21 protein-coding genes and 1 other RNA gene are annotated in these 23105 nt (G+C 64.0%); 7 read left to right on the forward strand and 15 right to left on the reverse strand.

Annotated features, from left to right (window positions below; translation table 11 throughout):
• Nucleotides 1–70 precede the first annotated feature (70 nt).
• Nucleotides 71–1348: a 4-aminobutyrate--2-oxoglutarate transaminase gene (locus tag EOC06_RS11065; RefSeq protein ID WP_128307741.1), complete on the reverse strand. Its 1278-nt coding sequence runs from the start codon at nt 1346–1348 to the stop codon at nt 71–73.
• A 248-nt stretch (nt 1349–1596) separates the two neighbouring features.
• On the opposite strand from EOC06_RS11065, the gene EOC06_RS11070 reads away from it, so the two are divergent.
• From EOC06_RS11070 to EOC06_RS11080, 3 genes are read left to right on the forward strand one after another with little or no spacing between them, the layout of a single operon-like run.
• On the forward strand, nt 1597–2736 hold the full coding sequence (locus EOC06_RS11070; protein WP_128307742.1) for an efflux RND transporter periplasmic adaptor subunit: 1140 nt from the start codon (nt 1597–1599) through the stop codon (nt 2734–2736).
• Nucleotides 2733–3812, forward strand: a complete 1080-nt coding sequence (locus EOC06_RS11075) for an efflux RND transporter periplasmic adaptor subunit (RefSeq protein WP_128307743.1) — start codon at nt 2733–2735, stop codon at nt 3810–3812. The genes EOC06_RS11070 and EOC06_RS11075 overlap by 4 nt, the downstream gene beginning before the upstream one ends.
• Nucleotides 3809–6913: an efflux RND transporter permease subunit gene (locus tag EOC06_RS11080; protein ID WP_128307744.1), complete on the forward strand. Its 3105-nt coding sequence runs from the start codon at nt 3809–3811 to the stop codon at nt 6911–6913. The genes EOC06_RS11075 and EOC06_RS11080 overlap by 4 nt, the downstream gene beginning before the upstream one ends.
• 215 nt (nt 6914–7128) lie before the next feature.
• Here the strand turns inward: EOC06_RS11080 and EOC06_RS11090 are convergent, their stop codons facing one another.
• From EOC06_RS11090 to ffs, 12 genes are all read right to left on the reverse strand, one after another.
• Nucleotides 7129–7875 carry an ABC transporter ATP-binding protein gene (locus EOC06_RS11090; RefSeq protein WP_128307745.1) on the reverse strand — a complete coding sequence of 249 codons (747 nt, stop codon included), beginning with the start codon at nt 7873–7875 and terminating at the stop codon, nt 7129–7131.
• On the reverse strand, nt 7872–8717 hold the full coding sequence (locus tag EOC06_RS11095; RefSeq protein WP_128307746.1) for an ABC transporter ATP-binding protein: 846 nt from the start codon (nt 8715–8717) through the stop codon (nt 7872–7874). Before EOC06_RS11095 ends, EOC06_RS11090 begins: the two co-directional genes overlap by 4 nt.
• Entirely contained in the window at nt 8714–9634 is a 921-nt protein-coding gene (gene nikC / locus EOC06_RS11100) for a nickel transporter permease (RefSeq protein ID WP_027039599.1), read from the reverse strand. Before nikC ends, EOC06_RS11095 begins: the two co-directional genes overlap by 4 nt.
• A complete protein-coding gene (locus EOC06_RS11105; protein ID WP_128307747.1) occupies nt 9631–10698 on the reverse strand; it encodes an ABC transporter permease in 1068 nt (355 codons plus the stop codon). The genes nikC and EOC06_RS11105 overlap by 4 nt, the downstream gene beginning before the upstream one ends.
• Nucleotides 10699–10716: 18 nt before the next feature.
• Nucleotides 10717–12360 carry an ABC transporter substrate-binding protein gene (locus EOC06_RS11110; RefSeq protein WP_128307748.1) on the reverse strand — a complete coding sequence of 548 codons (1644 nt, stop codon included), beginning with the start codon at nt 12358–12360 and terminating at the stop codon, nt 10717–10719.
• A gap of 262 nt (nt 12361–12622) precedes the next feature.
• Nucleotides 12623–13861 carry a lytic murein transglycosylase gene (locus tag EOC06_RS11115; protein WP_128307749.1) on the reverse strand — a complete coding sequence of 413 codons (1239 nt, stop codon included), beginning with the start codon at nt 13859–13861 and terminating at the stop codon, nt 12623–12625.
• A 26-nt stretch (nt 13862–13887) separates the two neighbouring features.
• The gene (gene recR, locus EOC06_RS11120; RefSeq protein WP_027039603.1) at nt 13888–14493 is read right to left on the reverse strand and encodes a recombination mediator RecR; all 606 of its coding nucleotides are present in this window, start codon (nt 14491–14493) and stop codon (nt 13888–13890) included.
• A 227-nt stretch (nt 14494–14720) separates the two neighbouring features.
• Nucleotides 14721–15653: a cell wall hydrolase gene (locus EOC06_RS11125; protein ID WP_128307750.1), complete on the reverse strand. Its 933-nt coding sequence runs from the start codon at nt 15651–15653 to the stop codon at nt 14721–14723.
• Nucleotides 15654–15905: 252 nt separating this feature from the next.
• Nucleotides 15906–16313 (reverse strand): hypothetical protein, encoded by a 408-nt coding sequence (locus EOC06_RS11130; protein WP_128307751.1) that lies wholly within the window; start codon nt 16311–16313, stop codon nt 15906–15908.
• A gap of 21 nt (nt 16314–16334) precedes the next feature.
• On the reverse strand, nt 16335–16658 hold the full coding sequence (locus tag EOC06_RS11135) for a YbaB/EbfC family nucleoid-associated protein (protein ID WP_013527931.1): 324 nt from the start codon (nt 16656–16658) through the stop codon (nt 16335–16337).
• A gap of 30 nt (nt 16659–16688) precedes the next feature.
• The gene (locus EOC06_RS11140) at nt 16689–18500 is read right to left on the reverse strand and encodes a DNA polymerase III subunit gamma/tau (RefSeq protein ID WP_128307752.1); all 1812 of its coding nucleotides are present in this window, start codon (nt 18498–18500) and stop codon (nt 16689–16691) included.
• Nucleotides 18501–18604: 104 nt separating this feature from the next.
• Nucleotides 18605–18701: signal recognition particle sRNA small type (ffs, locus tag EOC06_RS11145), an RNA gene on the reverse strand.
• A gap of 169 nt (nt 18702–18870) precedes the next feature.
• Here ffs and EOC06_RS11150 point away from each other — a divergent pair.
• From EOC06_RS11150 to EOC06_RS11160, 3 genes are read left to right on the forward strand one after another with little or no spacing between them, the layout of a single operon-like run.
• A complete protein-coding gene (locus EOC06_RS11150; RefSeq protein WP_127256953.1) occupies nt 18871–19290 on the forward strand; it encodes an HIT domain-containing protein in 420 nt (139 codons plus the stop codon).
• Nucleotides 19291–19329: 39 nt separating this feature from the next.
• A complete protein-coding gene (gene nudC / locus EOC06_RS11155) occupies nt 19330–20274 on the forward strand; it encodes an NAD(+) diphosphatase (RefSeq protein WP_027039609.1) in 945 nt (314 codons plus the stop codon).
• A 37-nt stretch (nt 20275–20311) separates the two neighbouring features.
• Entirely contained in the window at nt 20312–20617 is a 306-nt protein-coding gene (locus tag EOC06_RS11160; RefSeq protein WP_128307753.1) for a Dabb family protein, read from the forward strand.
• Between the two features lie 55 nt (nt 20618–20672).
• Here the strand turns inward: EOC06_RS11160 and EOC06_RS11165 are convergent, their stop codons facing one another.
• Both EOC06_RS11165 and EOC06_RS11170 read right to left on the reverse strand, forming a co-directional pair.
• A complete protein-coding gene (locus EOC06_RS11165) occupies nt 20673–21536 on the reverse strand; it encodes a prephenate dehydratase (protein ID WP_128307754.1) in 864 nt (287 codons plus the stop codon).
• Nucleotides 21537–21545: 9 nt separating this feature from the next.
• Nucleotides 21546–22274 (reverse strand): 3-deoxy-manno-octulosonate cytidylyltransferase, encoded by a 729-nt coding sequence (locus tag EOC06_RS11170; RefSeq protein ID WP_128307755.1) that lies wholly within the window; start codon nt 22272–22274, stop codon nt 21546–21548.
• A gap of 193 nt (nt 22275–22467) precedes the next feature.
• Between EOC06_RS11170 and EOC06_RS11175 the strand changes: the two genes are divergently transcribed.
• Nucleotides 22468–23105, forward strand: a 638-nt coding sequence (locus EOC06_RS11175; protein ID WP_164898541.1) for a cytochrome c family protein, incomplete at its 3' end; no start/stop codon positions are given.

The raw sequence follows: 23105 nt of genomic DNA on the forward strand, positions 1-23105 counted from the left end.
GGGTGGGGGTGGGCGCCAAGCCCCCACCCGGACCTTCGGCCCGACCTCCCCACAAGGGGAGGGTAGAAGTTCAGGCGGCGCAGACTTCGCGGATCGAGCTTTCCAGGATGTCGAGTGCTTCGTTCATGACCTCGTCCTGGATGGTGATCGGCGCCAGGAAGCGGATGGCGTTGCCGTAGACACCGCAGGTCAGCAGGATCAGGCCCTTGTCGAGCGCCTTCAACCGGATCGCATTGGCGATCTCGGCCGACGGCAGGCCCTTCTTGACGTCGTTGAACTCGACCGCATTCATGAAGCCGAGGCCTCTGATGTCGACGATCTCGGGCACGTCGTCACGGATCGACTGCAGCCGCTGCTTCAGCCTTGCGCCCAGCGTGTTGGCGCGGTCGCACAGGTTTTCGTCCTCGATCACGTCGAGCACGGCGTGCGCGGCGGCAACACCGATCGGGCTGCCGCCATAGGTGCCGCCGAGCCCGCCGGGGCCGGGCGCATCCATGATTTCGGCGCGGCCGGTGACCGCGGCCAAGGGAAAACCGCCGGCCAGGCTCTTGGCCATGGTGGTGATGTCTGCGGCCACCTCATGGTGATCCATCGCAAACATCTTGCCGGTGCGGGCAAAGCCGGTCTGCACTTCGTCGGCGATCAGCAGCATGCCGTGCTGGTCGCAAAGCTTGCGCAGCGCAACCAGGAAGTCACGCGGCGCGTCGTAGAAACCGCCCTCACCCTGAACCGGCTCGATGATGATGGCGGCAACGCGGGCAGGATCGACATCGGCCTTGAACAACCGGTCGAGGGCCGCCAGCGAATCGGCGACCGAGACACCGTGCAGCGGCACCGGGAACGGCGCATGATAGACGTCGCCCGGCATGGCGCCGAAGCCGACCTTGTAGGGCACGACCTTGCCGGTCAGCGCCATGCCCATGAAGGTGCGGCCATGGAAGCCGCCGGCGAAGGCGATGACCGCCTGACGGCCGGTGGCATTGCGGGCGATCTTGATGGCGTTCTCGACAGCCTCGGCCCCGGTGGTGACGAAGATCGTCTTCTTCTCGAACTTGCCGGGCAGCATGCCGTTCAGCCGTTCGGCCAGGCGCACATAGCTCTCATAGGGCACCACCTGGTGGCAGGTGTGGGTGAAGCGGTCGAGTTGTGCCTTGACCGCCTCGATCACCCTGGGATGGCGATGCCCGGTGTTGACGACGGCGATGCCCGACGAGAAATCGATATAGCGACGCCCCTCGACATCCCAAATTTCCGAATTTTCAGCCCGGTCGGCATAGATCTGCGTGGTCATGCCGACGCCGCGGGAAATCGATTGGCTCTTGCGTTCGGAAATGGCTGAATTCTTCATCGTATCCCTCACCGGGCCGGCGCCCGTCCTGTTTGATGCCGTTGAGACGTCTTCTGACCTTATTTCACGTTTTCCTCAAGTCGGCACCACCGGCAGGCGATTGGGCCTGCGACGGGTGGATCCCGGCGCTTAGCCAGTTGCCCGATACACGTACGAGACCGGTTTCCTTTTCCCGGGGATCGACTATCCTCCAGATATCCGCGAGGTCTCGCGATCCGCGCGAGCCGCCCACGGGGCTGGGGGAGTCCATGAGCAGGAACGCGACATCGTCCGTCTCGCGGCCGTCGGTCAAAACCCCCTGCCTGTTTTCTTGTCCGATCGCCTCGGTGCTTTTCGCTTGCACGGCGGCTCTTCTGCTAACCGGCTGCCAGAAGCAGGAGGCGGCGGACAAGAAATTGCCGGTCATGGTGCGCACCGAAACCGTGGCGATGGCCGACTATGCGCCGAGAACCTCGCTGACCGGGGTGATCGCGGCGCGTACGCTGAACAATCTGTCGTTCCGGGTCGGCGGTCGCGTCGCCGAACGGTTTGTCGATGTCGGCCAGCATGTCGATCAAGGCACGGTGCTCGCCCGGATCGATCCGCAGGAGCAGGAATCCGATTTGCGCTCGGCGCAGGCCGATCTCGACGCGGCGCAGGCGCAATTGACCCAGTCCGCCGCCGCCTTCGAACGGCAGAAGACGCTGCTCGCCCAGGGTTTTACCACCAGGCGCGATTATGACGCCGCGGACCAGGCCCTGAAGGTGGCACAAGGCAGCGTCGATGCCGCGCAGAGCGCTTTCTCCAACGCCCAGCAAAACCTGTCCTTCACCGAGCTCAAGGCCGGCGCCGCCGGCGTGATCACCGCCCGCCAAGTCGAAACCGGCCAAGTGGTGCAAGCCGCGCAAACCGTCTTCACCGTCGCCGAGGACGGTGACCGCGACGCCGTGTTCAACGTGCAGGAGACGCTGATCGCCAAGACACCGGCATCGCCTGCGGTGACGATCACGCTGTTGTCCGATCCGCAGGTCAGGGCGACGGGCAAGGTCCGCGAAATCTCGCCTGCGGTCGACCCGGCTTCGGGCTCGATCCGGGTCAAAATCGCCATTCCCGACACGCCCGCCGGCATGCCGCTTGGGGCAGCCGTCATCGGCACGGTAAGCGCCAAGCCGGCGAAGGCGATCCTGCTGCCCTGGCAGGCGCTGACGTCCAGCGGCGGCAAGCCGGCGGTCTGGATCGTCGATCCCTCGACCAAGTCAGTGACGATGGCGCCAGTCGAAGTGCTGGCGTTCAATTCGGGCACGGTCGTGATCGCCAAGGGGCTGGACGCGGGCCAGAGCGTCGTCACCGCTGGAGGACAGCTGCTCAGCCCTGGACAGACGATCGAGATATCGGGAGCGGGCCAATGAGCCGGACGCCACGCATCCTGCTCGGCGTGCTCATGCTCGGCGCGCTGGCATCCTGCTCCAAGTCGGAGGAAAAGCCGCCCGAGATCGTCCGACCGGTGCTGTCGATGGTGATCGAGCCGCGCACCACGCAAATCTTCGGTTTTGCCGGATCCGTCGAACCGCAGGTCAGCGCCGACCTGGCCTTCCGCCTGCTTGGCCGGGTCGTCTCGCGCGACGTCCAGGTCGGCGACATCGTCAGCAAGGGCACGACGATAGCGGCACTGGATCCGACCGCACTGGAGTTGGGCCTCCAGGCGGCCAAGGCGGAACTGTCCAATGCCGAGGCGCAGCTCGCCAACGCCGCCGCCAGCGAGGAACGGCAGCGCCAGTTGCTCGCCTCGGCCAACGCCACGCAAGCTGTCTTCGATGCCGCGCAGCAGGCGCGCAAAGCCGCGGAGGCAGGTGTCGAGCGGGCCAAGGCTTCGCTTGCCAAATCGCAGGAACAGCTCGGCTATGCCAGGCTGTTCTCTGATTTCGACGGTGTCGTCACCGCGGTCGGCGCCGAAGTTGGCCAGACGGTCTCGCCCGGCCAGACCGTCGTCACCGTGGCGCGTTCGGACCTGCGCGAGGCGGTGGTCGACATTCCCGATCAATTGACCGGTGATCTTGAGGCCGGCACGCCCTTCCAGGTGATCCTGCAGTCGCTGCCGACGATCCAGACCGGGGCCAAGCTGCGCGAGATCTCACCGCAATCCGAGGGCTCGACCCGCACGCGGCGCGTCAAGCTGACGCTCACGGATCCGCCACAGGCCTTCCGGCTCGGCTCGACGGTGACGGCGACCCGCGAGACCAAGGTGGCACTGACGATCGAACTGCCCATGTCGGCGCTGTTCGAAAAGAACGGTTCCGCGAAAGTGTGGATCGTCGACCCGCAGACATCCAGCGTGAACGCACGCGACATAAAGGTCGCGTCGAAGAATGGCGGCACCTTCACGGTGGCCGAGGGGCTGGAGGCCGGCATGCGTGTTGTCACGGCGGGCGTCCACAGCCTGAGCGAAGGCCAGAAGGTGACAGTGCCCGAGGGAGGGGCCTCATGAAAGGCTTCAATCTCTCCGACTGGGCGCTCAACCACCGCTCCATGGTCTGGTATTTCATGCTGGTCTTCGTCGTGGCTGGCGTGTTCTCCTACCTCAATCTCGGCCGTGAAGAAGACCCCAATTTCACCATCAAGACGATGATCATCCAGGCCAACTGGCCGGGCGCCTCGGTCAGGGAAACCGTGCAGCAGGTGACCGACCGTATCGAGAAGAAACTCGAGGAACTCGACAGCCTCGACTACACCAAGTCCGTCACCACGGCCGGCCAGACCGTCATCTTCGTCAACCTGAAGGACACCACCAAAGCACGCGATGTCGTGCCGAACTGGATTCAGGTGCGCAACATGGTCAACGACATCGCGGCGCAGTTTCCGCAGGGGGTGCAGGGACCCTTCTTCAACGACCGCTTCGGCGACGTCTATGGCAACATCTACGCCTTCACATCGGACGGGCTGACGCCGCGCCAGTTGCGCGACTATGTCGAGGACGCCAGAACAAAAATCCTGACCGTGCCCAACGCCGGCAAGGTCGACCTGGTCGGCGCCCAGGACGAGGCGATCTATCTCGAATTCTCGACCCGCCAGATCGCCGCCCTCGGCCTCAACCAGCAAGCGATCGTGGCGAGCCTGCAGGCGCAGAACGCGATCACGCCGTCCGGCGTCATCCAGTCCGGGCCGGAGCGCATCAGCGTGCGTGTCGGCGGGCAGTTCACCTCCGAGGACAGCCTGCGCGCCATCAATCTGCGCGTCGATGACCGTTTCTTCCGCCTCAGCGACGTGGCGACGATCACGCGCGGCTATGTCGATCCGCCTACGGCACTGTTCCGCTTCAACGGCCAAGACGCCATCGGGCTCGCCATCGGCATGAAACCCAACGCCAACCTGCTCGAATTCGGCGAGGCGCTGCACAAGGAGATGGACAAGGTGCTGGCCGACCTGCCGGTCGGTGTCGGCGTGCATCTGGTGGCCGACCAGCCGGTCATCGTCGAGGAGGCCGTCTCGGGCTTTACGCGCGCGCTGTTCGAGGCGGTCGCCATCGTGCTCGCCGTGTCGTTCATCAGCCTCGGCATGCGCGCCGGCTTCGTCGTGGCGCTGTCGATCCCGCTGGTGCTGGCCATCACCTTCACGGTCATGGCCTATCTCGGCATTTCGCTGCAGCGTATTTCCCTGGGGGCGCTGATCATCTCGCTCGGGCTTCTGGTCGACGACGCGATGATCGCGGTCGAGATGATGGTGGCGCGGCTGGAGGTCGGCGACAATCTGCGCAAGGCGGCGACCTATGTCTACACCTCGACCGCCTTTCCGATGCTGACCGGAACGCTGGTGACGGTTGCCGGCTTCATCCCGATCGGCCTCAACAACAGTGCCGCCGGCGAATACACCTTCACCCTGTTCGTCGTCATCGCGGTTTCGCTGCTGGTGTCATGGGTCGTGGCGGTGCTGTTTGCGCCACTGCTCGGCGTCACCATCCTGCCGGCGACGATGAAAACCAAGCATCACGACCAGCCCGGCCGCTTCACCTCGCTTTTCCGGCGCGTGCTTGTCGGCTCGGTGCGCCATCACTGGCTGACCATCATCGTCACCGTGCTTTTATTTGCCGGCTCGATCGCCGGCTTCGGCCTGGTGCAGCAGCAGTTCTTTCCGCCATCGGACCGGCCGGAGCTGATCGTCGACTGGAACCTGCCGCAGAATGCCTCGATCGCCGATACGCGCGACCAGATGGAGCGGTTCGAGCAGCGGGCGCTGGTCGGCAATCCCGACATCGACCATTTTTCATCCTATATCGGCCAGGGCGCGGTGCGTTTTGTGCTCGCCTATGACGTGCAGCCGGCCAACCCCTATTTCGGCCAGACCGTCATCGTCACCAAAAGCATCGCGGCCCGCAACCGGGTCAAGCCGGCGCTTGAAAGACTGCTGCGCGAGGAGTTCGTCGGCACCGACGCCTTCGTCAAGCCGCTCGAACTCGGACCGCCGGTCGGCCGCCCGGTGCAGTATCGCGTCGGCGGTCCCAACATCCAGACGGTGCGCGAACTGGCGCAGCAATTCGCCGGTGTCATCTCCGCCAATCCAAAGCTAGCCGCGCCGACCTTCGACTGGAACGAGCCGCAGCGCGTGCTGAGGGTCGACGTGCTGCAGGACAAGGCACGCCAGCTCGGCATCACCTCTTCCGACATCGCCAGCGCGCTGAACAGTACGGTCGGCGGCGCCACCATCACGCAGGTGCGCGACGCTACCTATCTGATCAATGTCGTGGCGCGCTCGCGTGGGTCCGAACGCGGCTCGATCGAGACGTTGCAGAACATGCAATTGCCGACCAGCACCGGCGAGGCGATCCCGCTCGCGGCCGTCGCCAACTTCCGCTACGATCTGGAGCAACCGACGGTGTGGCGACGCGACCGCATTCCAACCATCACCGTGCGCGCCGGACTGGTCGGCGACGTGCTGCCGGCCACCGTCGTCAACGAATTGAAGCCATCGGTCGATGCCTTCACCGCCAAGCTGCCGCCGGGCTATTCAATCGAGACCGCCGGCTCGGTCGAGGAGAGCGGCAAAAGCCAGGGACCGATCGCCGCCGTCGTGCCGTTGATGCTGTTCGTCATGGCGACGATCCTGATGGTGCAATTGCAAAGCTTCCAGCGCCTGTTCCTGGTGGTGGCGGTGGCGCCACTCGGCCTGATCGGCGTGGTGGCGGCCCTTGTGCCGAGCGGCGCGCCGCTCGGCTTCGTCGCCATCCTGGGCGTGCTGGCGCTGATCGGCATCCTGATCCGCAACTCGGTCATCCTGATCGTGCAGATCGAGGATCTCGTCCGGGAAGGCAAGGACCGCTGGGCCGCTGTCATCGAAGCGACGGAACACAGGATGCGCCCGATCGCGCTGACGGCGGCCGCCGCCAGCCTGGCGCTGATCCCGATCGCACGTGAAGTGTTCTGGGGCCCGATGGCCTATGCCATGATGGGCGGCATCATTGCCGGCACGGCGATTACGTTGCTGTTCCTGCCGGCGCTTTATGTGACGTGGTTCAGGATCAAGGAGCCGAAGCAGGAGCAAGACAACACAGCTCCTGCCGATGATGCTACCATCCCGGAAGGCGGCACGGCCTGAGGGCAGGCTGCGAGCAGCGCCGCGTTCCTTCGCGCCCCCCTCTGTCCTGCCGGACATCTCCCCCACAAGGGGGGAGATCGGAGGCTTCAGCGCCGCGCTCGACCTGCAACGGTGGAGATTGGCGAAGGCCGCGATGACTGCCAATCTCCCCACCCGTGGGGGAGATGGCCGGCAGGCCAGAAGGAGGCGCCACAGAACTCGACGTAGAGATTCAGCTACGCCCTCACAAACCCATCGCTGGCCCGCAACAGATTGCGCGTATAATCCTTGGCTACGCGGCGTTCGACAAGGTCTGCCGCCGCCAGATTCTCCACCGCCTCGCCGCTTTGCATCACCATCAGCCGCTCGCACATATGGGTGATGATGGCGAGGTCGTGGCTGACCATCAGGAAGGTCAGCTTGCGCCGCTTGCGTACCTCTTCCAACAGGTTGAGCACTTCCGCCTGCACCGAGGCATCGAGCGCCGAGGTCGGCTCGTCGAGCAGCAGGATCGATGGTTCGAGAATGAGTGCACGCGCAATCGCCACGCGCTGGCGCTGGCCGCCGGAGAGCTGGTGCGAATAGCGGAACCGAAAACCGTTGCCGAGGCCGACCTCGTCGAGCGCCCGCTGGATGCGCTTTTCGCCGTCGGCAAAGCCATGGATGGCAAGCGGCTCCTGCAGCAGGCGGTCGACGGTCTGGCGTGGGTGCAGCGAGCCGTAGGGATCCTGGAAGACCATCTGGACTTCGCGGTAGAAGGCCTTGTCGCGGCGTGGCCCGAGCGTCTTGCCGTTGACGGCGATGCCGCCCGAAGCGACCGGTGCAAGGCCGGCGATGGCCCGCAGCAGCGTCGATTTGCCGGAGCCGGATTCACCGACCAGGCCGAAGGATTCGCCCGGCTGCACGTCGAGGCTGACGCCCTTCAGTGCGCGGAAACGGTCGAAGATCACTTCCAGCCTGTCGACGGCAATCGCGGAAGTCATGCCGCCCACTCCGGCTTGCGGTCGAGCACCGGCAGCGGGTGGCGGTCGGCACCGATCTTGGGCATGCAATTGAGCAGGCCGCGCGTGTAGGGGTGCTGGGCCTGGCCGAGTTCTGACGCCTTGAGCTGCTCGACCACCTTGCCGGCATACATGACGATGACGCGGTCGCAGAAGGACGAGACCAGGCGCAGATCGTGCGAGATGAAGATCAGCCCCATGCCGCGCTCACTGACCAGCCGGTCGAGAATGCCGAGCACATCAAGCTGCACGGTGACGTCGAGCGCCGAGGTCGGCTCGTCGGCGATCATCATTTCCGGCCCGGCGATCAGCATCATGGCGATCATGGCGCGCTGGCCCATGCCACCCGAAACTTCATGCGGATGCAAATTGAAGACGCGAGAGGGATCACGGATCTGCACCGCCTCCAGCATGGCCAATGCACGGTCGCGTGCCTCCGCCTTGCCGACCTTTTCATGGGTGCGCAGCGTCTCGACGATCTGGCGACCGATGCTCATCACCGGGTCGAGCGAATATTTCGGGTCCTGCAGGATCATGGCGATGCGTTTGCCGCGCAGCTTCCGGCGTTCGCGTGGCGAGACGCTGAGCAGATCGATGCCGTCGAAGGCCAGCTTGTTGGCCGATATCCGCGCCTGCGGCGGCGTCAGGCCCATGATGGCGCGGCCGGTCTGCGATTTTCCCGAGCCGGACTCGCCGACAATGCCGAGCCGTTCGCGACCGAGCGAAAAGGAGACGCCGCGCACCGCCTCGATCAGCCCGGTGCGGGTCGGGAAGGTGACGCGCAGGTCGTCGACGTCGAGAAGCGTCTTCGTTTCTCTGCTCATTGGTCACCACTGCGAGGATCGAGCGCGTCGCGCAGGCCGTCGCCGAGCAGGTTGAAGCCGAGGCTGACGATGAGAATGGCGAAGCCCGGCGCACCGGCCACCCACCATTGATCGAGCACGAAGCGGCGGCCGGACGCGATCATCGTGCCCCATTCGGGCAGCGGCGGCTGCGCGCCGAGTCCGAGGAAACCGAGCCCGGCGGCGGTCAGGATGATGCCGGCCATGTCGAGCGTCACCCTGACGATCAGGGACGAGATGCAAAGCGGCATGATATGGCGCAGCACGATGCGGAAGGGCGAGGCGCCCATCAGTTGCACCGCCTTGATGTAATCGGAATTGCGCACCGTCAGCGTCTCTGCCCGCGCGATACGGGCGTAGGGCGGCCATGAGGTGATGGCGATGGCCAGCACCGCATTCTCGATGCCGGGGCCAAGTGCTGCGACAAAGGCCAGCGCCAGGATCAGCTTGGGAAAGGCGAGGAAGATGTCGGTGATGCGCATCAGGATGGCATCGGTCCAGCCGCCGGCATAGCCGGCCACCGTGCCGACCAGAAGGCCGATCGGTGCCGCGATGATGGCCACCAGGATGACCACATAGAGCGTCCAGCGCGAGCCGTAGAGGATGCGCGACAGGATATCGCGGCCGAGATCGTCGGTGCCGAACCAATGCTCGGCGCTCGGCGCCAGCAGGCGCGCGTTCTTCAGGTCGCCGAACGTCGGAGAATAGGGCGCCAGCACGCCGGCAAGGGCGGCGACGACCAGCAAGGCAATGATGATGAGCAGGCCGAGAAAGGCCAGCCGGTTGGCGGAAAAGCGCCGCCACGCCACATAGGCGCGGCCGAGCCTTGCCTGCATGCGCGAGGCCGGCCGCTCGCTGAGCAGCCAGTCGCGACGACTCTGGATAGTGTCAGCGCTCATGCGGACTTCGTCCTCGGATCGAGCACCCGATACAGCAGGTCGGAGAGGAGATTGATGGCGATGAACACCGAGCCGATGACTATGGTGCCGCCGAGCACCGCATTCATGTCGGCGTTCTGCAGCGAATTGGTGATGTAAAGGCCGATGCCCGGCCACGAGAACACGGTTTCGGTGAGCACCGAGCCTTCGAGCAGCCCGGCATAGGAGAGCGCGATCACCGTCACCATCGGCACCGCCGCATTGCGCAGCGCGTGGCCCCAGATGATGCGGGTTTCCGACAGGCCCTTGGCGCGCGCCGCGACGATGTATTCCTGGGACAGTTCGTTGAGCATGAACGAACGCGTCATGCGGCTGATATAGGCGAGCGAGAAGTAGCCGAGCAGCGAGGCCGGCAGGATGATGTGGCGGAAGGCGTCGTAAAAAACGTCCCACTGCCCCTGCATCGCGGAGTCGAGGAGATAGAAGCCCGTGATCGGCGTAAAAGTGTATTCGTAGACGACGTCGAGCCGCGCCGGGAAGGCAACCCATTGCAGCTTGGCGTAAAACAGCACCAGCCCCAGCAACCCCAGCCAGAAGATCGGCACGGAATAGCCGATCAGGCCGATGACGCGCACGATCTGGTCGATGAGGCTGCCGCGCTTGACCGCCGCCAGCACGCCGAGCGGCACGCCGAACAACGCGCCGATCAGCGTTCCGAGCGTCGCAAGTTCCGTCGTTGCCGGAAGCGCCCGGCGAATGTCGGTCATGACCGGATTGGTGGTCAGCACGGAGACGCCGAAATTGCCGTTCAGCGCATTCTTCACATAGATGTAGAATTGCTCGATCAACGGCAGATCGAGGCCCATCTCGCGGCGCGTGCGCTCGACGACATTGGCCGGCGCCCGGTCGCCGAGCACCGCCAGCACCGGGTCGATCGGAATGACGCGGCCGATGAAGAAGGTGACCGCGAGCAGACCAAGATAGGTCGTGATCGCAATGACCAGGAAACGGCCAAGCGATGATGCGATAGCGACGGCGCGGGCGCTGCCGCGCCCCGCCGCCATTTCTTTTTCAACCGCGCTCATGCGGCGTGTCCGCGAGCATTATTCCTTGGACACCGGTCCGACGAAATTGCTGTCGAAGCTCGGGCCGAGCGCAAAGCCCTTGAGGTTCTTGCGCAGGCCGGCCACTTCCAACTGCTGGTGGATGACGACGAAGGGGCTGGTGTCGAGGATCTTCTTCTGCAGATCCTTGTACATGTCAGCGCGTTTACCGGCGTCCTTCTCGAGCAGTGCTGCTTCCGTCTCCTTGGTCAGGTCCGGAATGTCCCAGGCGTTGCGCCAGGCAAGCGTCTTGGACTTGCCCGCATCCGAATTGTCCGGGTTAGAGGCAAAGGTCTGGGCGTTGGAATTCGGGTCGAAATAATCCTGGCCCCACTGGCCGATATAGATGTCGTGGTTGCGGGCGCGGTATTTGGTCAGCGTCTGCTTGCCGTCGCCCGGGATGATCTCGAGCTTGATGCCCGCCTGGCCAAGCGTCTGCTGGATCGATTCCGCCATGCCGGTCGTCGGCTGGCCGGTGCGTACGTCCATGGTTACGCTGAAGCCGTCGGGCAGGCCGGCCTTGGCCAGCAATTCCTTGGCCTTGGCGACGTCGAGCTTGAACGGATTCTCGTCGAGTTCCCCGAGCACGCCCTTGGGCAGGAAGGTCTGGTGGATTTCGCCGATGCCCTTGAGGATCGTCGAGCTCAGCGCATCATAGTCGACCAGATATTTGAACGCCTGGCGCACCTCGGGCTTGGCAAGGTTGGCATTCTTCTGGTTGAGGCTGATGTAATAGACCGTGCCCTTCGGCGCGCTGGTGGTGGTGAGGTCGGCGTTCTTGGCTATGGCGTCGAGGTCGTTCGGCTCGAGATTGCGGGCAACGTCGATGTCGCCGGCCTCCAGCGCCAGACGCTGGCCCGAGCTTTCCTTCATGTTGCGGTAGATGACGCGGGCGAGTTTGGCCTTCTCGCCATGGTAGTTGTCGTTGCGCTCCATGACGACGGCTTCGTTGGCGCGCCATTCACGCAGCTTGTAGGCGCCCGAACCGGCATAGCCGGTTTTCAGCCAGGCATTGCCGAAGTCATTGTCCCATTTGTAGTCGGCACTGGGGGTCACGGCCGCGATATGCTCCTTGACCAGCTTGGCGTCGACGACCGACGCAACCGTGGCCGACAGGCAGTTCAGCACGAAGCTTGGCGCATAGGCCTTGTCGACAGTGAACTGGAAAGTGCTGTCGTCGACCGCCTTGGCCTTCTCGGCGACGTTGTCGCCGCTGATGCCGAACTGGCCGATGATGAAGGCCGGGCTCTTGTCCAGCTTGATAACGCGCTCGAACGACCAGGCGACATCGGCTGCGGTGATCGGATTGCCCGAGGCGAATTTCAGGCCGGGCTTGAGCTTGAACGTGTAGGTCAGGCCGTCATCGGAGACGGTCCAGCTTTCGGCAAGGTCGCCCTTGACCTTGGAGGTGTCGCTGAGGTCGAGACGGACAAGCAGATCATAGGTGTTGCCGGTGACCTCGGCGGTCGACAGCTCGAACGCCTCGCCCGGATCCATGGAGATGATGTCGTCGATCGCGAAACCTTCGACCAGCGTGTCGGCGGGCGTGACCGCACCGGCGGGCGCGCCGGCCAGAAGCAGCGCGGACATAGCCGCACCCGCCAGCAGGAAGCGAGAGCGTAGAGCAAACTTTTCCATCATCATCGTGATTGTTCCCTGTTTTGTTGTTTGTTGACCTGAGTTCCCGGCTCAGGCTTGTGCAATTCTTTTCGGGCCTGGAGAAGGCTCCACTGATCTCTCACCGTTGCGGTTTTTGTCCACTTGGTCAACACCATATCCGGCGGCCTCGTGGCGGGCAACGAGCATTTATACGATGGCTCGATGGGCCAGAAAGGCCGGTGGGATGCCGACGCACAGGCCAGCCAGTCGAGGCTGCCGATCGGGGAAAATCTGGCGAATGTCGCGGCTACTTCAGCGCCGCGACCAGGTCGGCGTCAGGAAAGCAGGTGGCGGCGCGGCCGTTCTTGGCTTGCCATGTGCCGATCGAACGGCGGGTCTTGAAGCCGGGCAGGCCATCGGCGCTGCCGACATCATAGCCCTTGGCTTCCAGCGCCCGCTGCAGGGCCGCGATGTCCGAACGGTGGAGCCCGCCAACCGCGCCCCAGCTGCCGGCAAAATTCGCGTCACCATGGGCGATGCGATCGGCGCCGTGGCCGATGAACAGCGCGTAGAGGTCGCTGGTGTTATATTGCTTCAGCACGTAGAAATTGGGCGTGGCGACAAAGGCCGGGCCGCTGCGCCCTGCCGGCATCAGCAGGAAGCCTTCGGCCTTCAACTCACTCGCCGGAAACGGTTTTCCGCCGACGCGCTTGATGCCCATATCAGCCCATTGCGAGATTTTCTTGCCCTGGTCCGGGCCTTCCAGCGAACAGGAAACGCTTTCCGGCACCGTCACCTCGAAACCCCAGCCACGGCCCTTTACCCAGCCATAGTGGACGAGATAATTGGCGATCGAGGCCAGCACGTCCGGCGTCGACTTCCAGATGTCGACGCGGCCGTCGCCGTCGAAATCGACGGCATGTTTCAGGAACGAGGTCGGCATGAATTGCGGCTGGCCGAGCGCGCCGGCCCAGGACGATTTCATCGCGCCGACAGGAGCCAGACCACGCTCGACGATCTCGAGTGCCGCAAGCAGTTCAGTGCGGAAGAAGTCCTTTCTGGTCGACATGAACGCCTTGGTGCCCAGCACCTCGAAGGCGTCGTAGGGTATCTTCGCCGCGCCGAATCCGGTCTCGCGGCCCCAGATCGCCAGCAGCACTTCGCCCGGCACACCATAGCGCCTTTCGATGGCGGCAAGTGTCCTGGCATTGGTGGCTTCGCGCGCCCGCCCGCCCGCCGTCACCGCGCGAACCGTCTTCTCGGCGAAATAGGCCTGGTGCTGTTTCCGCGGCGTGGTCGCCTTCTCGCCGGGCTTGACCAGGTCGGGCAGCTTCAGATTGGGCTTGATGCCGTCGAAGGCGGCATCAAAGGTGGTTTTGGAAATGCCTTGTGACTTGGCCTGCGGCCAGAGGTCGTTCTGCAGCCAGGCGCGGAACTGGTCGTCGATCTTTGCGGCGGAGGCGGGGGTGGAAAGGAAGAGACTGGCTAGCGCGGCCAGAAGAAGTGCAGAGATGAGATTGCGAAGGTTGCGTTCCGTGGCAGTCATCTAAGCAAGCATCCCCGCCAATTGCGTCAAAACGCCGTCCGCGAGCGTAGCGCCGCGGCCAGCGTGCCCTCGTCGAGATAGTCGAGTTCGCCGCCGACCGGCACGCCATGCGCGAGCCGTGTCACCTTGATGTCGAAGCCGGACAGCTGATCGGTGAGGTAATGCGCGGTCGTCTGGCCCTCCACCGTCGCATTGACGGCGAGGATGATCTCCTTGACCTCGCCACCGGCAACGCGGTCGACCAGCGAGCGCATGTTGAGCTGGTCGGGGCCGATGCCGTCGAGCGGCGACAATGTGCCGCCGAGAACGTGGTAGCGCACATTCATCGCCGCCGCGCGCTCCAGCGCCCACAGGTCGGAGACGTCCTCGACGACGATGATGGTGCCGGCATCACGGCGCGGATCGGTGCAGATCATGCAAGGGTCCGATGTGTCGACATTGCCGCAGGTCGAGCAGATGCGCACTTTGTCGGCCGCCTCGGCCATGGCGGCGGCAAGCGGCGACAAAAGCTGCTCCTTCTTCTTGATCAGATGAAGGGCGGCACGCCTGGCCGAACGGGGTCCCAGCCCCGGCACCTTGGCCAGGAGTTGGATCAGGCGTTCGATCTCGGGACCGGCGATTCGCTTCGACATCGCTTTGATTTAGAGCAATTCCAGGAAAAGTGCGAAGCGGTTTTCCCGGGAAAAGCGCGAAGCGCTTCCCTTGGGAATTGCGTCAAAACGAAAAGCTGGAGCGGTTCACCGTTTCCGCGAAACGGTGAACCGCTCCAGGATTTTTCAGAGCGCTTTGGAACATCCCGCATCCGCATGAACCCGCCATATCGGCTTGGCGGACCATTGGACAGACCATAGAACGCAGATCAGTTGGCTTCGAGCGGCCGGCCCTGGCTGACAATCATCGCGCCGACGGCATCGGTGTTCTCAGGTGTCGACTGGAATCCCATCGACGCCTCTTGCGGGGCGTCCTCGACCGAGGAGATGACCCTTGTCCTTGCGTTCAAGGTTCCGCCAAAACGGGCGGCATCCGGTTCCTCCATCGGCTCCTGCATCGCCACCACCGTCGGCTCCGCCGAGACACGCGCGGATTTCGCGGCCGGCGCGGCGGCCGCTGTCACATAGGTCTGCTGGGCAGGGACGGACCGGACGGTGGCCGGCTTGGCCGGACGCACCGGCTCGGCGGACGCGACCAGCGTTACCGGTTCGGCTGACTTCTGCGGCGCCGCCGAGGCAATGGCGACCTGCGGCTCATCCGGCAGCGGCTGCCAGTTGCGGCCGCGCTTCTCATAGAAGGCATTGCCGCCGGCAACCATGGTGTAATGCATGTTCTTGTAGGGGAAGCGCAGGCCGGCGGTGTGGAAAAACATGGTGTTCTTGAGCTTGGACTTGCGCTCGCCCTTCAGCACCGCGTCGGCGGCTTCCTCGACATCGGGCATTGCGCGCGAATTCATCGGCCTTGTCATGACGCCGGGGGCAAACTGCCCGCGCTCGCCCACCACTTCGCAGATGGTGCTGCCATGGTTGCCGGAGCGCAGCCGGTTCATCACCACCGTGCCGACCGCGATCATGCCGTCGCGGCTCGAGCGGTTGGATTCAAAGAACATCGCCCGTTCCAGGCATTCCTTGTCCTTCGGCGTGTGGCTGTAGGCCCGGGAGCTCAGGAAACCCGGCGTGATGGCGTCGGTCAGGCTGGCGACGGACATGCCGTGTGAAGTGGTCTGGCTGCAGGCAGCCAAAAACAGGGGTGAAATGACGGCGCCGAGCAACAGCGGCGTCTTCCATCGCGTGGAAATCAACAGGTAACCCTCTCACTTCGTGCCCGCCCCCAGGCTGCGGCAAGAATGAGACACTTTCGGGCAAAATGATGGCCAAAACGTTATTAACAACGCACTGTTGCCAAATTGGCACAATTTCGTGGCTTTCCAGATAGATCGAGCCATCATTTCACAAAAGCGATGACCCTTCTCTCTTTGTTTCGCCGCAATTGCCCCAAGGGAAAGCACTACGCGCTTTTCCCGGGCAAACGCTGTCATTTTTCTGGAACCGGTCTATCGCCCGGCCGCAATCACCGCCGGCTGGCCAGGCTCAAGTTCCTCGACCTTCTCCGAAAACAGGCCGCGCCGGAGGAACAGCGTCCGCGCCTCCCTGGCCGTCGGCGCGATCTTTCCCGGCCAGTCGCTGTCTATGAACTCGGCCTTGGTGAAGTCCGGATTCGTCTCGCTTGCCGCCTCCAGGAATTCGGCGATCTCAAGCACGATCGCGCGCTCGTCCTTTGAAAGCGCCGATGTGCCGGCTTCGATCGATTGGCGATGGACGAAATCCTCGAACAGATAGAAATAGCCCTTGATGCCGACGAGATCGACGCCGTCGTCACAATCGGCCAGGATTTCCAGGATCTCGTAGATCCTGTTGCGGATACGCTGCTCGATCAGTCTTTCGGAGGGCTCTTCGGTCATGTCGATCAGGCGCGCCGAATGCTAGAAAGGCAGTTTCATTCCCGGCGGGATCGGCAGGCCTGCTGTCAGCGCCTTGGTCTTTTCCTGCATGATCTGCTCGACCTTGGTCTTGGCGTCGTTATGAGCGGCCAGCACCAGGTCTTCCAGGATCTCGACATCGTCTTCCTTGAACAGAGACGGATCGATCTTCAACGACTTCATCTCGAATTTTCCGGTCAGCGTCACATTGACCAGGCCGCCGCCGGCCTGGCCGGACGCTTCCAGCGTGGCGATCTCGTCCTGCATGGCCTGGAACTTGGCCTGCATTTCCTTCGCCTTGCCCATCAGGCCGAGAAGATCTTTCATGGTCGGGTCCTTTGCGGATTCGTGGCTGGATCAGGGTTCATCGTCGTCAGCCGGCGGCTCGACCGGCACTTCGGCCTCGGTCGTTTCGACTTCCGGCGCGTCTGGAATGCGCACGTCGATGATCTTGGCGCCGGGAAAGCGCGCCAGGATGGCGGCCACGGTCGGGTCGCTCTTGGCATCGAGAAAAGCCGTCTCGCGTTTGGCCGATTCCATTTCGGCGAGCGTCTGGCCGCCCTCTTCCTTCGACAGCGAGACCAGCCAGTTGCGGCCGGTCCAGGCGCGAAGCTTCGTCGTCAGGTCGTTGAGCAGCATCTTGGGCGCATCGCTGGTCAGGCCGACGTCGATGCGGCCAGGCTCGATGCGCACAAACCGGATGCAGCTCTTGACCAGCACCTTGAAGGCGATGTCGCGCTGCGCATCGGCCAGGGCAATGATGTCGGCCAGCGATTTCAGCGGCGCCGATTGCGTCTCCATGACCGGCCCCGGCGGAGCGACATAGGCAACTGGAGCAGGCGAGGCTTCGACCAGCCGCATGGTCTGCGCGCCGCCCGGACCGGCGGGCATGCGCGTCTGCGCCACCGCGCTGGCGCCATTGCCTCCCCCTGCAGGCGCCCCGTTCGGGCGCGGCGCGCCATTTTGCATAGGCGCAGCGCCCTCGAGCGATCTCAGCGCCTCGTCCAGCGTCGGCAGGTCGGCGGCGTGCGCCAGCCGGATCAGCACCATTTCGGCGGCACTGACCGGCCGGTTGGAGGACTGCACTTCGGGAATGCCCTTGAGCAGCATCTGCCATGTCCGCGACAGCACCCTGACCGACAGCGTCCTGGCGAAATCGGCACCGCGCTGCCGCTCGTCCTCGGATAGCGAGGCATCCTCGATGGCCGTCGGCACGAAACGCAGCCGGGTGACGAGATGGTTGAATTCGGCAAGATCGGTCAGCACGGCTGCCGGATCGGCGCCGGTATCGTATTGCGCGCGGAATTCGCCAAGGGCTGCCGCCACATCGCCCTTCATCACATGTTCGAACAGGTCGACGATGCGGGCGCGGTCGGCAAGTCCCAGCATCGCCCGCACAGCCGCGGCACCGACAGTGCCGGCGCCATGGGCAATCGCCTGGTCGAGGATGGAGAGCGAATCACGGGCCGAGCCCTCGGCGGCGCGCGCGATCATCGCCAGCGCGTCGTCGTCGACCGAAATGCCTTCCTGGGCCGAGATCGAAGACAGATGCGCGACCAGAGCGCCGGCGTCGATGCGCCTCAGGTCGAAGCGCTGGCAGCGCGACAGGACGGTGATCGGGACCTTGCGGATTTCGGTGGTGGCGAAGATGAATTTGACGTGCGGCGGCGGCTCTTCCAGCGTCTTCAGCAGGCCGTTGAAGGCCTGCGTCGACAGCATGTGCACTTCGTCGATGATGTAGACCTTGTAGCGGGCCGAGACCGGCGCATAACGCACGCGCTCGATGATATCCCTGATGTCGTCGATGCCGGTGTGCGAGGCGGCGTCCATCTCGATGACGTCGACATGGCGGCCTTCCATGATCGCCTGGCAATGTTCGCCGAGGACGGCGAGGTCGACCGAAGGCTGGTCGATCGTCGGAGTTTTGTAGTTCAGGGCCCGCGCGAGTATGCGCGCCGTCGTGGTCTTGCCGACGCCGCGCACGCCGGTCAGCATCCAGGCCTGGGCGATGCGGCCGGTGGCAAAGGCATTGGTGAGGGTACGCACCATCGGCTCCTGGCCGACCAGCTCGGAAAAATTCGAAGGACGGTATTTGCGTGCCAGCACGCGATAGGCGGCGGCCTTGCCTATCTCCAGGCTTTTTGGTCCCGAATTTCCGGCTTCGCTCATTCGCCCGAAAGCTCCAAATGGCCGCGCCCGAAGGCGGCCGATTCCTGCGCATAGTCTCGCCCGCGCTGCAATGCGTCGTCAATGTCGCGAGAGGGGCCGATGAGGTGGGAGGCTGGAACAATGACCCGTTCCGGGCTCGTTAGGGCTGCTTCCTTCCGGACCTGACCCGGTTGGCGAGTGGATCGTCCACCACCAACCTCCCGCTTTCCATATCGGCAATTGCGCGACGAAATGCAAGTCCGCCGAAGAAATCGTTAAATGTCGAATCGGCGCACCAAACCGTGAGGGCGCAATGATTCACTTGCAGCCCCCTTGCCGCCGCTCTAGCCTTCATGTGTTGAGCAAACCAAGAAAAGCAAGGGAAACGCCGATGCTGCCGGGCCTGGAGGCCGGATTCACGCTGGACGCACGGCTGGAGGCGGACAGCGAACAGTTGATGTGGCTTGGGCTGTGCGAACTGCGGGTGATGAACGACCGCCGCTGGCCGTGGCTGCTGCTGGTGCCGCAGCGGCCCGGCGCGGAGGAAATCCATGACATGACGCCGCTTGACCAGGCGATGCTGACCTTCGAGACCAACATGGTGGCGCAGGCGCTGAAGAAGGCGACCGGCTGCACCAAGATCAACACCGGCGCGCTCGGCAACATCGTGCGCCAGCTGCACATCCATGTCATCGCGCGTTCGGAAGGCGATCCCGGCTGGCCAGGCCCGGTGTGGGGACATGGCCTGCGTGAGCCCTATCAACGTTCCGACCTGCGACGGTTTGCCGAAACGATCAAGGCGGCGCTATAAGCGTTCCCAGTGTCCATCCCTCAACATTCCAGAGTCCCCATGAGCTTCCGCCTGTTTGACGCGCCTTTGCGCGAGCCGAGCCAGTTCGTCGGCTTCGCCGGCAACACGATCGACCGGCAGTCCGAGAACCGCGCCGACGATTCGGTCGACAAGGCGCTGGCCGACCCGGCGACGCGGCTGCTTCTGATGCATGGCGGCCGGCTCTATCTGAAGCTCGGCGATGGCGGCGCTCTCGACCCCTGGTTTGGCGCCACCGAGAGCGAGCCCTTCAAGGTTTCCCTGGCGCAAGGCATCCTGCTCGGCTTTTCCGAACGAGGACCGGTGCTGGCCGTGCCCGCCGGCGTCGAACCCGAACAGCTTCCGGAAACAGTCAAGGCCATCGACTACCGCTCGGTCTACATGCAAGGGCTGATCGACGAAGCGGCGGCCGGCGCGATGGCGCAAGGGGCGGCCCTGCTTGCCTGGCATGCCAGCCATCGCTTCTGCAGCAAATGCGGCACGGAATCGCAGATGCGGGCCGGCGGCTACAAGCGCCATTGCCCGAATTGCGGCACCGAGCATTTTCCGCGCACCGACCCGGTGGCGATCATGCTGACGGCGACGCGGGAGAAGTGCCTGCTCGGGCGCGGCCGGCATTTCGCGCCGGGCATGTATTCGGCCCTTGCCGGCTTCATCGAGCCGGGCGAGACGATCGAGGCGGCGGTGCGTCGCGAGACGCTGGAAGAGGCCGGCATCAGGCTTGGCCGCGTCGTCTACCACGCCAGCCAGCCCTGGCCGTTTCCCTATTCGCTGATGATCGGCTGCTTCGGCGAGCCGCTCAATGACGATATCCAGGCCGACCTCAACGAGCTTGAGGACTGCCGCTGGTTTTTTCGCGACGAGGTGCGCCTGATGCTGGAAAGGACGCACAAGGACAATCTGGTCACGCCGCCGAAAGGCGCCATTGCGCATCACCTCATCCGCGCCTGGGTCGATTCACAATGATGGCAGCGATTATTCAAAGACATTGCAGGAGCAGGACATGATCCGTCACACCGTCGTTTTCACGCTGAAGCATCCGCCGCATTCGCTGGAGGAAAAGCGGTTCCTGGTCGACGCCAAGAAAATCCTCACCGCGATCAGGGGCGTCACGCATTTCGAGCAATTGCGGCAGATCAGCCCCAAGAACGACTATCGTTTCGGCTTCTCGATGGAGTTCGCCGACCAGGCCGCCTACACCAGGTACAACGACCATCCCGACCATGTCGCCTTCGTGCGCGACCGCTGGGTGCCGGAGGTCGAGACCTTCATGGAGATCGACTATGTGCCGCTGGGCGCGGTGATTTAGGGCATGGTCCCGAAAAGTGGAACCGGTTTTTGGAAAGGATCATGCCCAGTAGCGATCAGTCCGCCACCTTCCACTGCTCACGCGACTCACTGGCCGGATAGACGCCCAGAATCCGCACTTCGCGCGAGAAGAAACGAAGCTCGTCCAGCGCCAGCTTGACCAGCGGGTCGTCGGGATGGCCCTCGATGTCGGCGTAGAACAGCGTCGCCGTGAAAGCGCCCAGCTGGTAGCTCTCCAGCTTGGTCATGTTGATGCCGTTGGTGGCGAAGCCGCCCATCGCCTTGTAGAGCGCGGCCGGCACGTTGCGGACGCGGAAGATGAAAGTCGTCATCATCTTGACGTCAGGCGACGGGCGCTCGGCCCATTGCTTGTTCTTGGTCAGGACGACAAAGCGGGTGACGTTTGAGTCGGTGTCCTCGACGTTTTGCTCGATGATATCGAGCCCGTAGAGGGTCGCTGCCAGTGCGGGCGACAGCGCCGCCATGGTGCGGTCCTTGACCTCGGAGACCATCTTGGCGGCGCCGGCCGTGTCGCCGGCGACGATCGCCTTCCAGCCGTTCTTGCGGATGTATTTGCGGCACTGGCCAAGCGCGTGGATATGGCTGTGCACCGTCTTGATCTCGTCGCGCCTGACGCCCGGCAGCACCATCAGCTGGAAATGGATCGGCAGGAAATATTCGCCGATGATGTGCAGCTTCGATTCCGGCAAGAGATGATGGATATCGGCGACGCGCCCGGCAATGGTGTTCTCGATCGGGATCATGGCGAGGTCGGCCTTGTTGGTCTCGACCGCGTTGAGGGCATCCTCGAAAGTCGGGCATGGCAACGGCTCCATCGAAGGGAACATGTTGCGGCTGGCGGTGTCGGAATTGGCGCCCGGCTCGCCTTGGAAGGATATTCTGTTGGTCTTTTCAGGCATGCCGATATCTCAGGTTGAAAGGATCTGTCTGGCGCGTTCGAGGTCTTCCGGCGTGTCGACGCCGAGCGGCAGCGACTGGACGATCTCGGCGTCGATGCGCATGCCGGCTTCCAGCGCCCGCAACTGTTCCAGCCGCTCGCGCCGTTCGAGCGGCGACGGCTTCAGCGCGACGAAACGCTCGAGTGCTTCGCGGCGATAGGCGTAGAGGCCGACATGATGGTAGAGCGGCCCCTCGCCCCAAGGCGCCGTGGCGCGGGTGAAATAGAGCGCCCTCAGCCTGGTGCCGGAAAGCGGCGAGCCGACGATCTTGACGACATTGGGATTGGTCTTTTCCTCGTCACGGACGATCTCGACGCCGAGCGTGGCGATGTCCACCGCACTGTCCTCGAAAGGCCTGAGCGACGCGGCGATGATCTGGGGATCGATCGTCGGCAGGTCGCCTTGTACATTGACGATGGTTTCGACCTTGCGCCCGGGGTCCAGCGCGATCAGCGCCTCGTGGATCCGGTCGGAGCCGGATTCGTGATCCATGCGCGTCATCACGGCCTCGAAACCGTGCGCGCGCACCGCCTGCGCCACGCTTTGCGTGTCGGTCGCCACCACCACCCGTCCAAGGCCGGCTTCGGCGGCACGGCGGGCGACATGGACGATCATCGGGGCGCCTGCGATGTCGGCCAGAGGCTTGCCCGGCAGGCGGGTCGAAGCCATGCGGGCCGGGATCAGGATCAGCGTGGACATTTCGGGTGCAAGGCGTCTCGAAAGAGGACAGGGAAAGTGGCAAAAGGTCTCACTGGAAGCGCCCTTATAGGTGTTGCAACGCCGCAGCAAAAGACCTAGTTTCCGCCCGATTTGACCGCCCTGGCAGGACGGGTCACGATACCGACGGACGGAGTGGACGGTTCTGTCCGCCGGAAAAGGGAGCAAGGGGCGTATGGATTCCAACGAAGTCAACAAACTGCTCGCCGGATTGCTCGGAACCGTTTTCGTCGTCTTCTCGGTCGGCATTGTGTCGGACGCGCTGTTTGCCTCGCCGGCGCCGGAAAAGCCCGGTTTCGCCATCGAGGCCGCCGAGCCCGCCGAAGGCGGTCCGGCCGCGCCTGCCGCCGCAGCCAAGCCGATCGCCGAACTGCTGGCGACCGCCAATGTCGAGCAAGGTGCTGCCGTCTTCAAGAAGTGCCAAGCCTGCCATTCCGGCGAAAAGGGCGGCCCCAACAAGGTCGGCCCGGACCTGTGGGACCTCATCGACCGCCCCGTTGCCGAGCATGAAGGCTTTGCCTATTCGGCCGGCATGAAGGAATTCTCCAAGGGCGGCGCCGAGAAGTGGACGTACGACAACCTCAACCACTTCATCACTTCGCCGAAGAAACTCGTGAAGGGCACCGCGATGGGCTTCGCCGGCCTGCCCAAGGACGAGGATCGCGCCAACGTCATCGCCTATCTGCGCACGCTGTCCGACAATCCCAAGCCGCTGCCGGCGCCGGGTGCCGCCGCCGATGCAGGCGCGCCCGCCGATGCAGCCGCTCCGGCAAAGCCGGCTGAGGGTGCCGCACCTGCCGCCCCGGCTCCGGC

The sequence above is a fragment of the Mesorhizobium sp. M7A.F.Ca.MR.362.00.0.0 genome, assembly GCF_004023175.1.
Classification (GTDB): domain Bacteria; phylum Pseudomonadota; class Alphaproteobacteria; order Rhizobiales; family Rhizobiaceae; genus Mesorhizobium.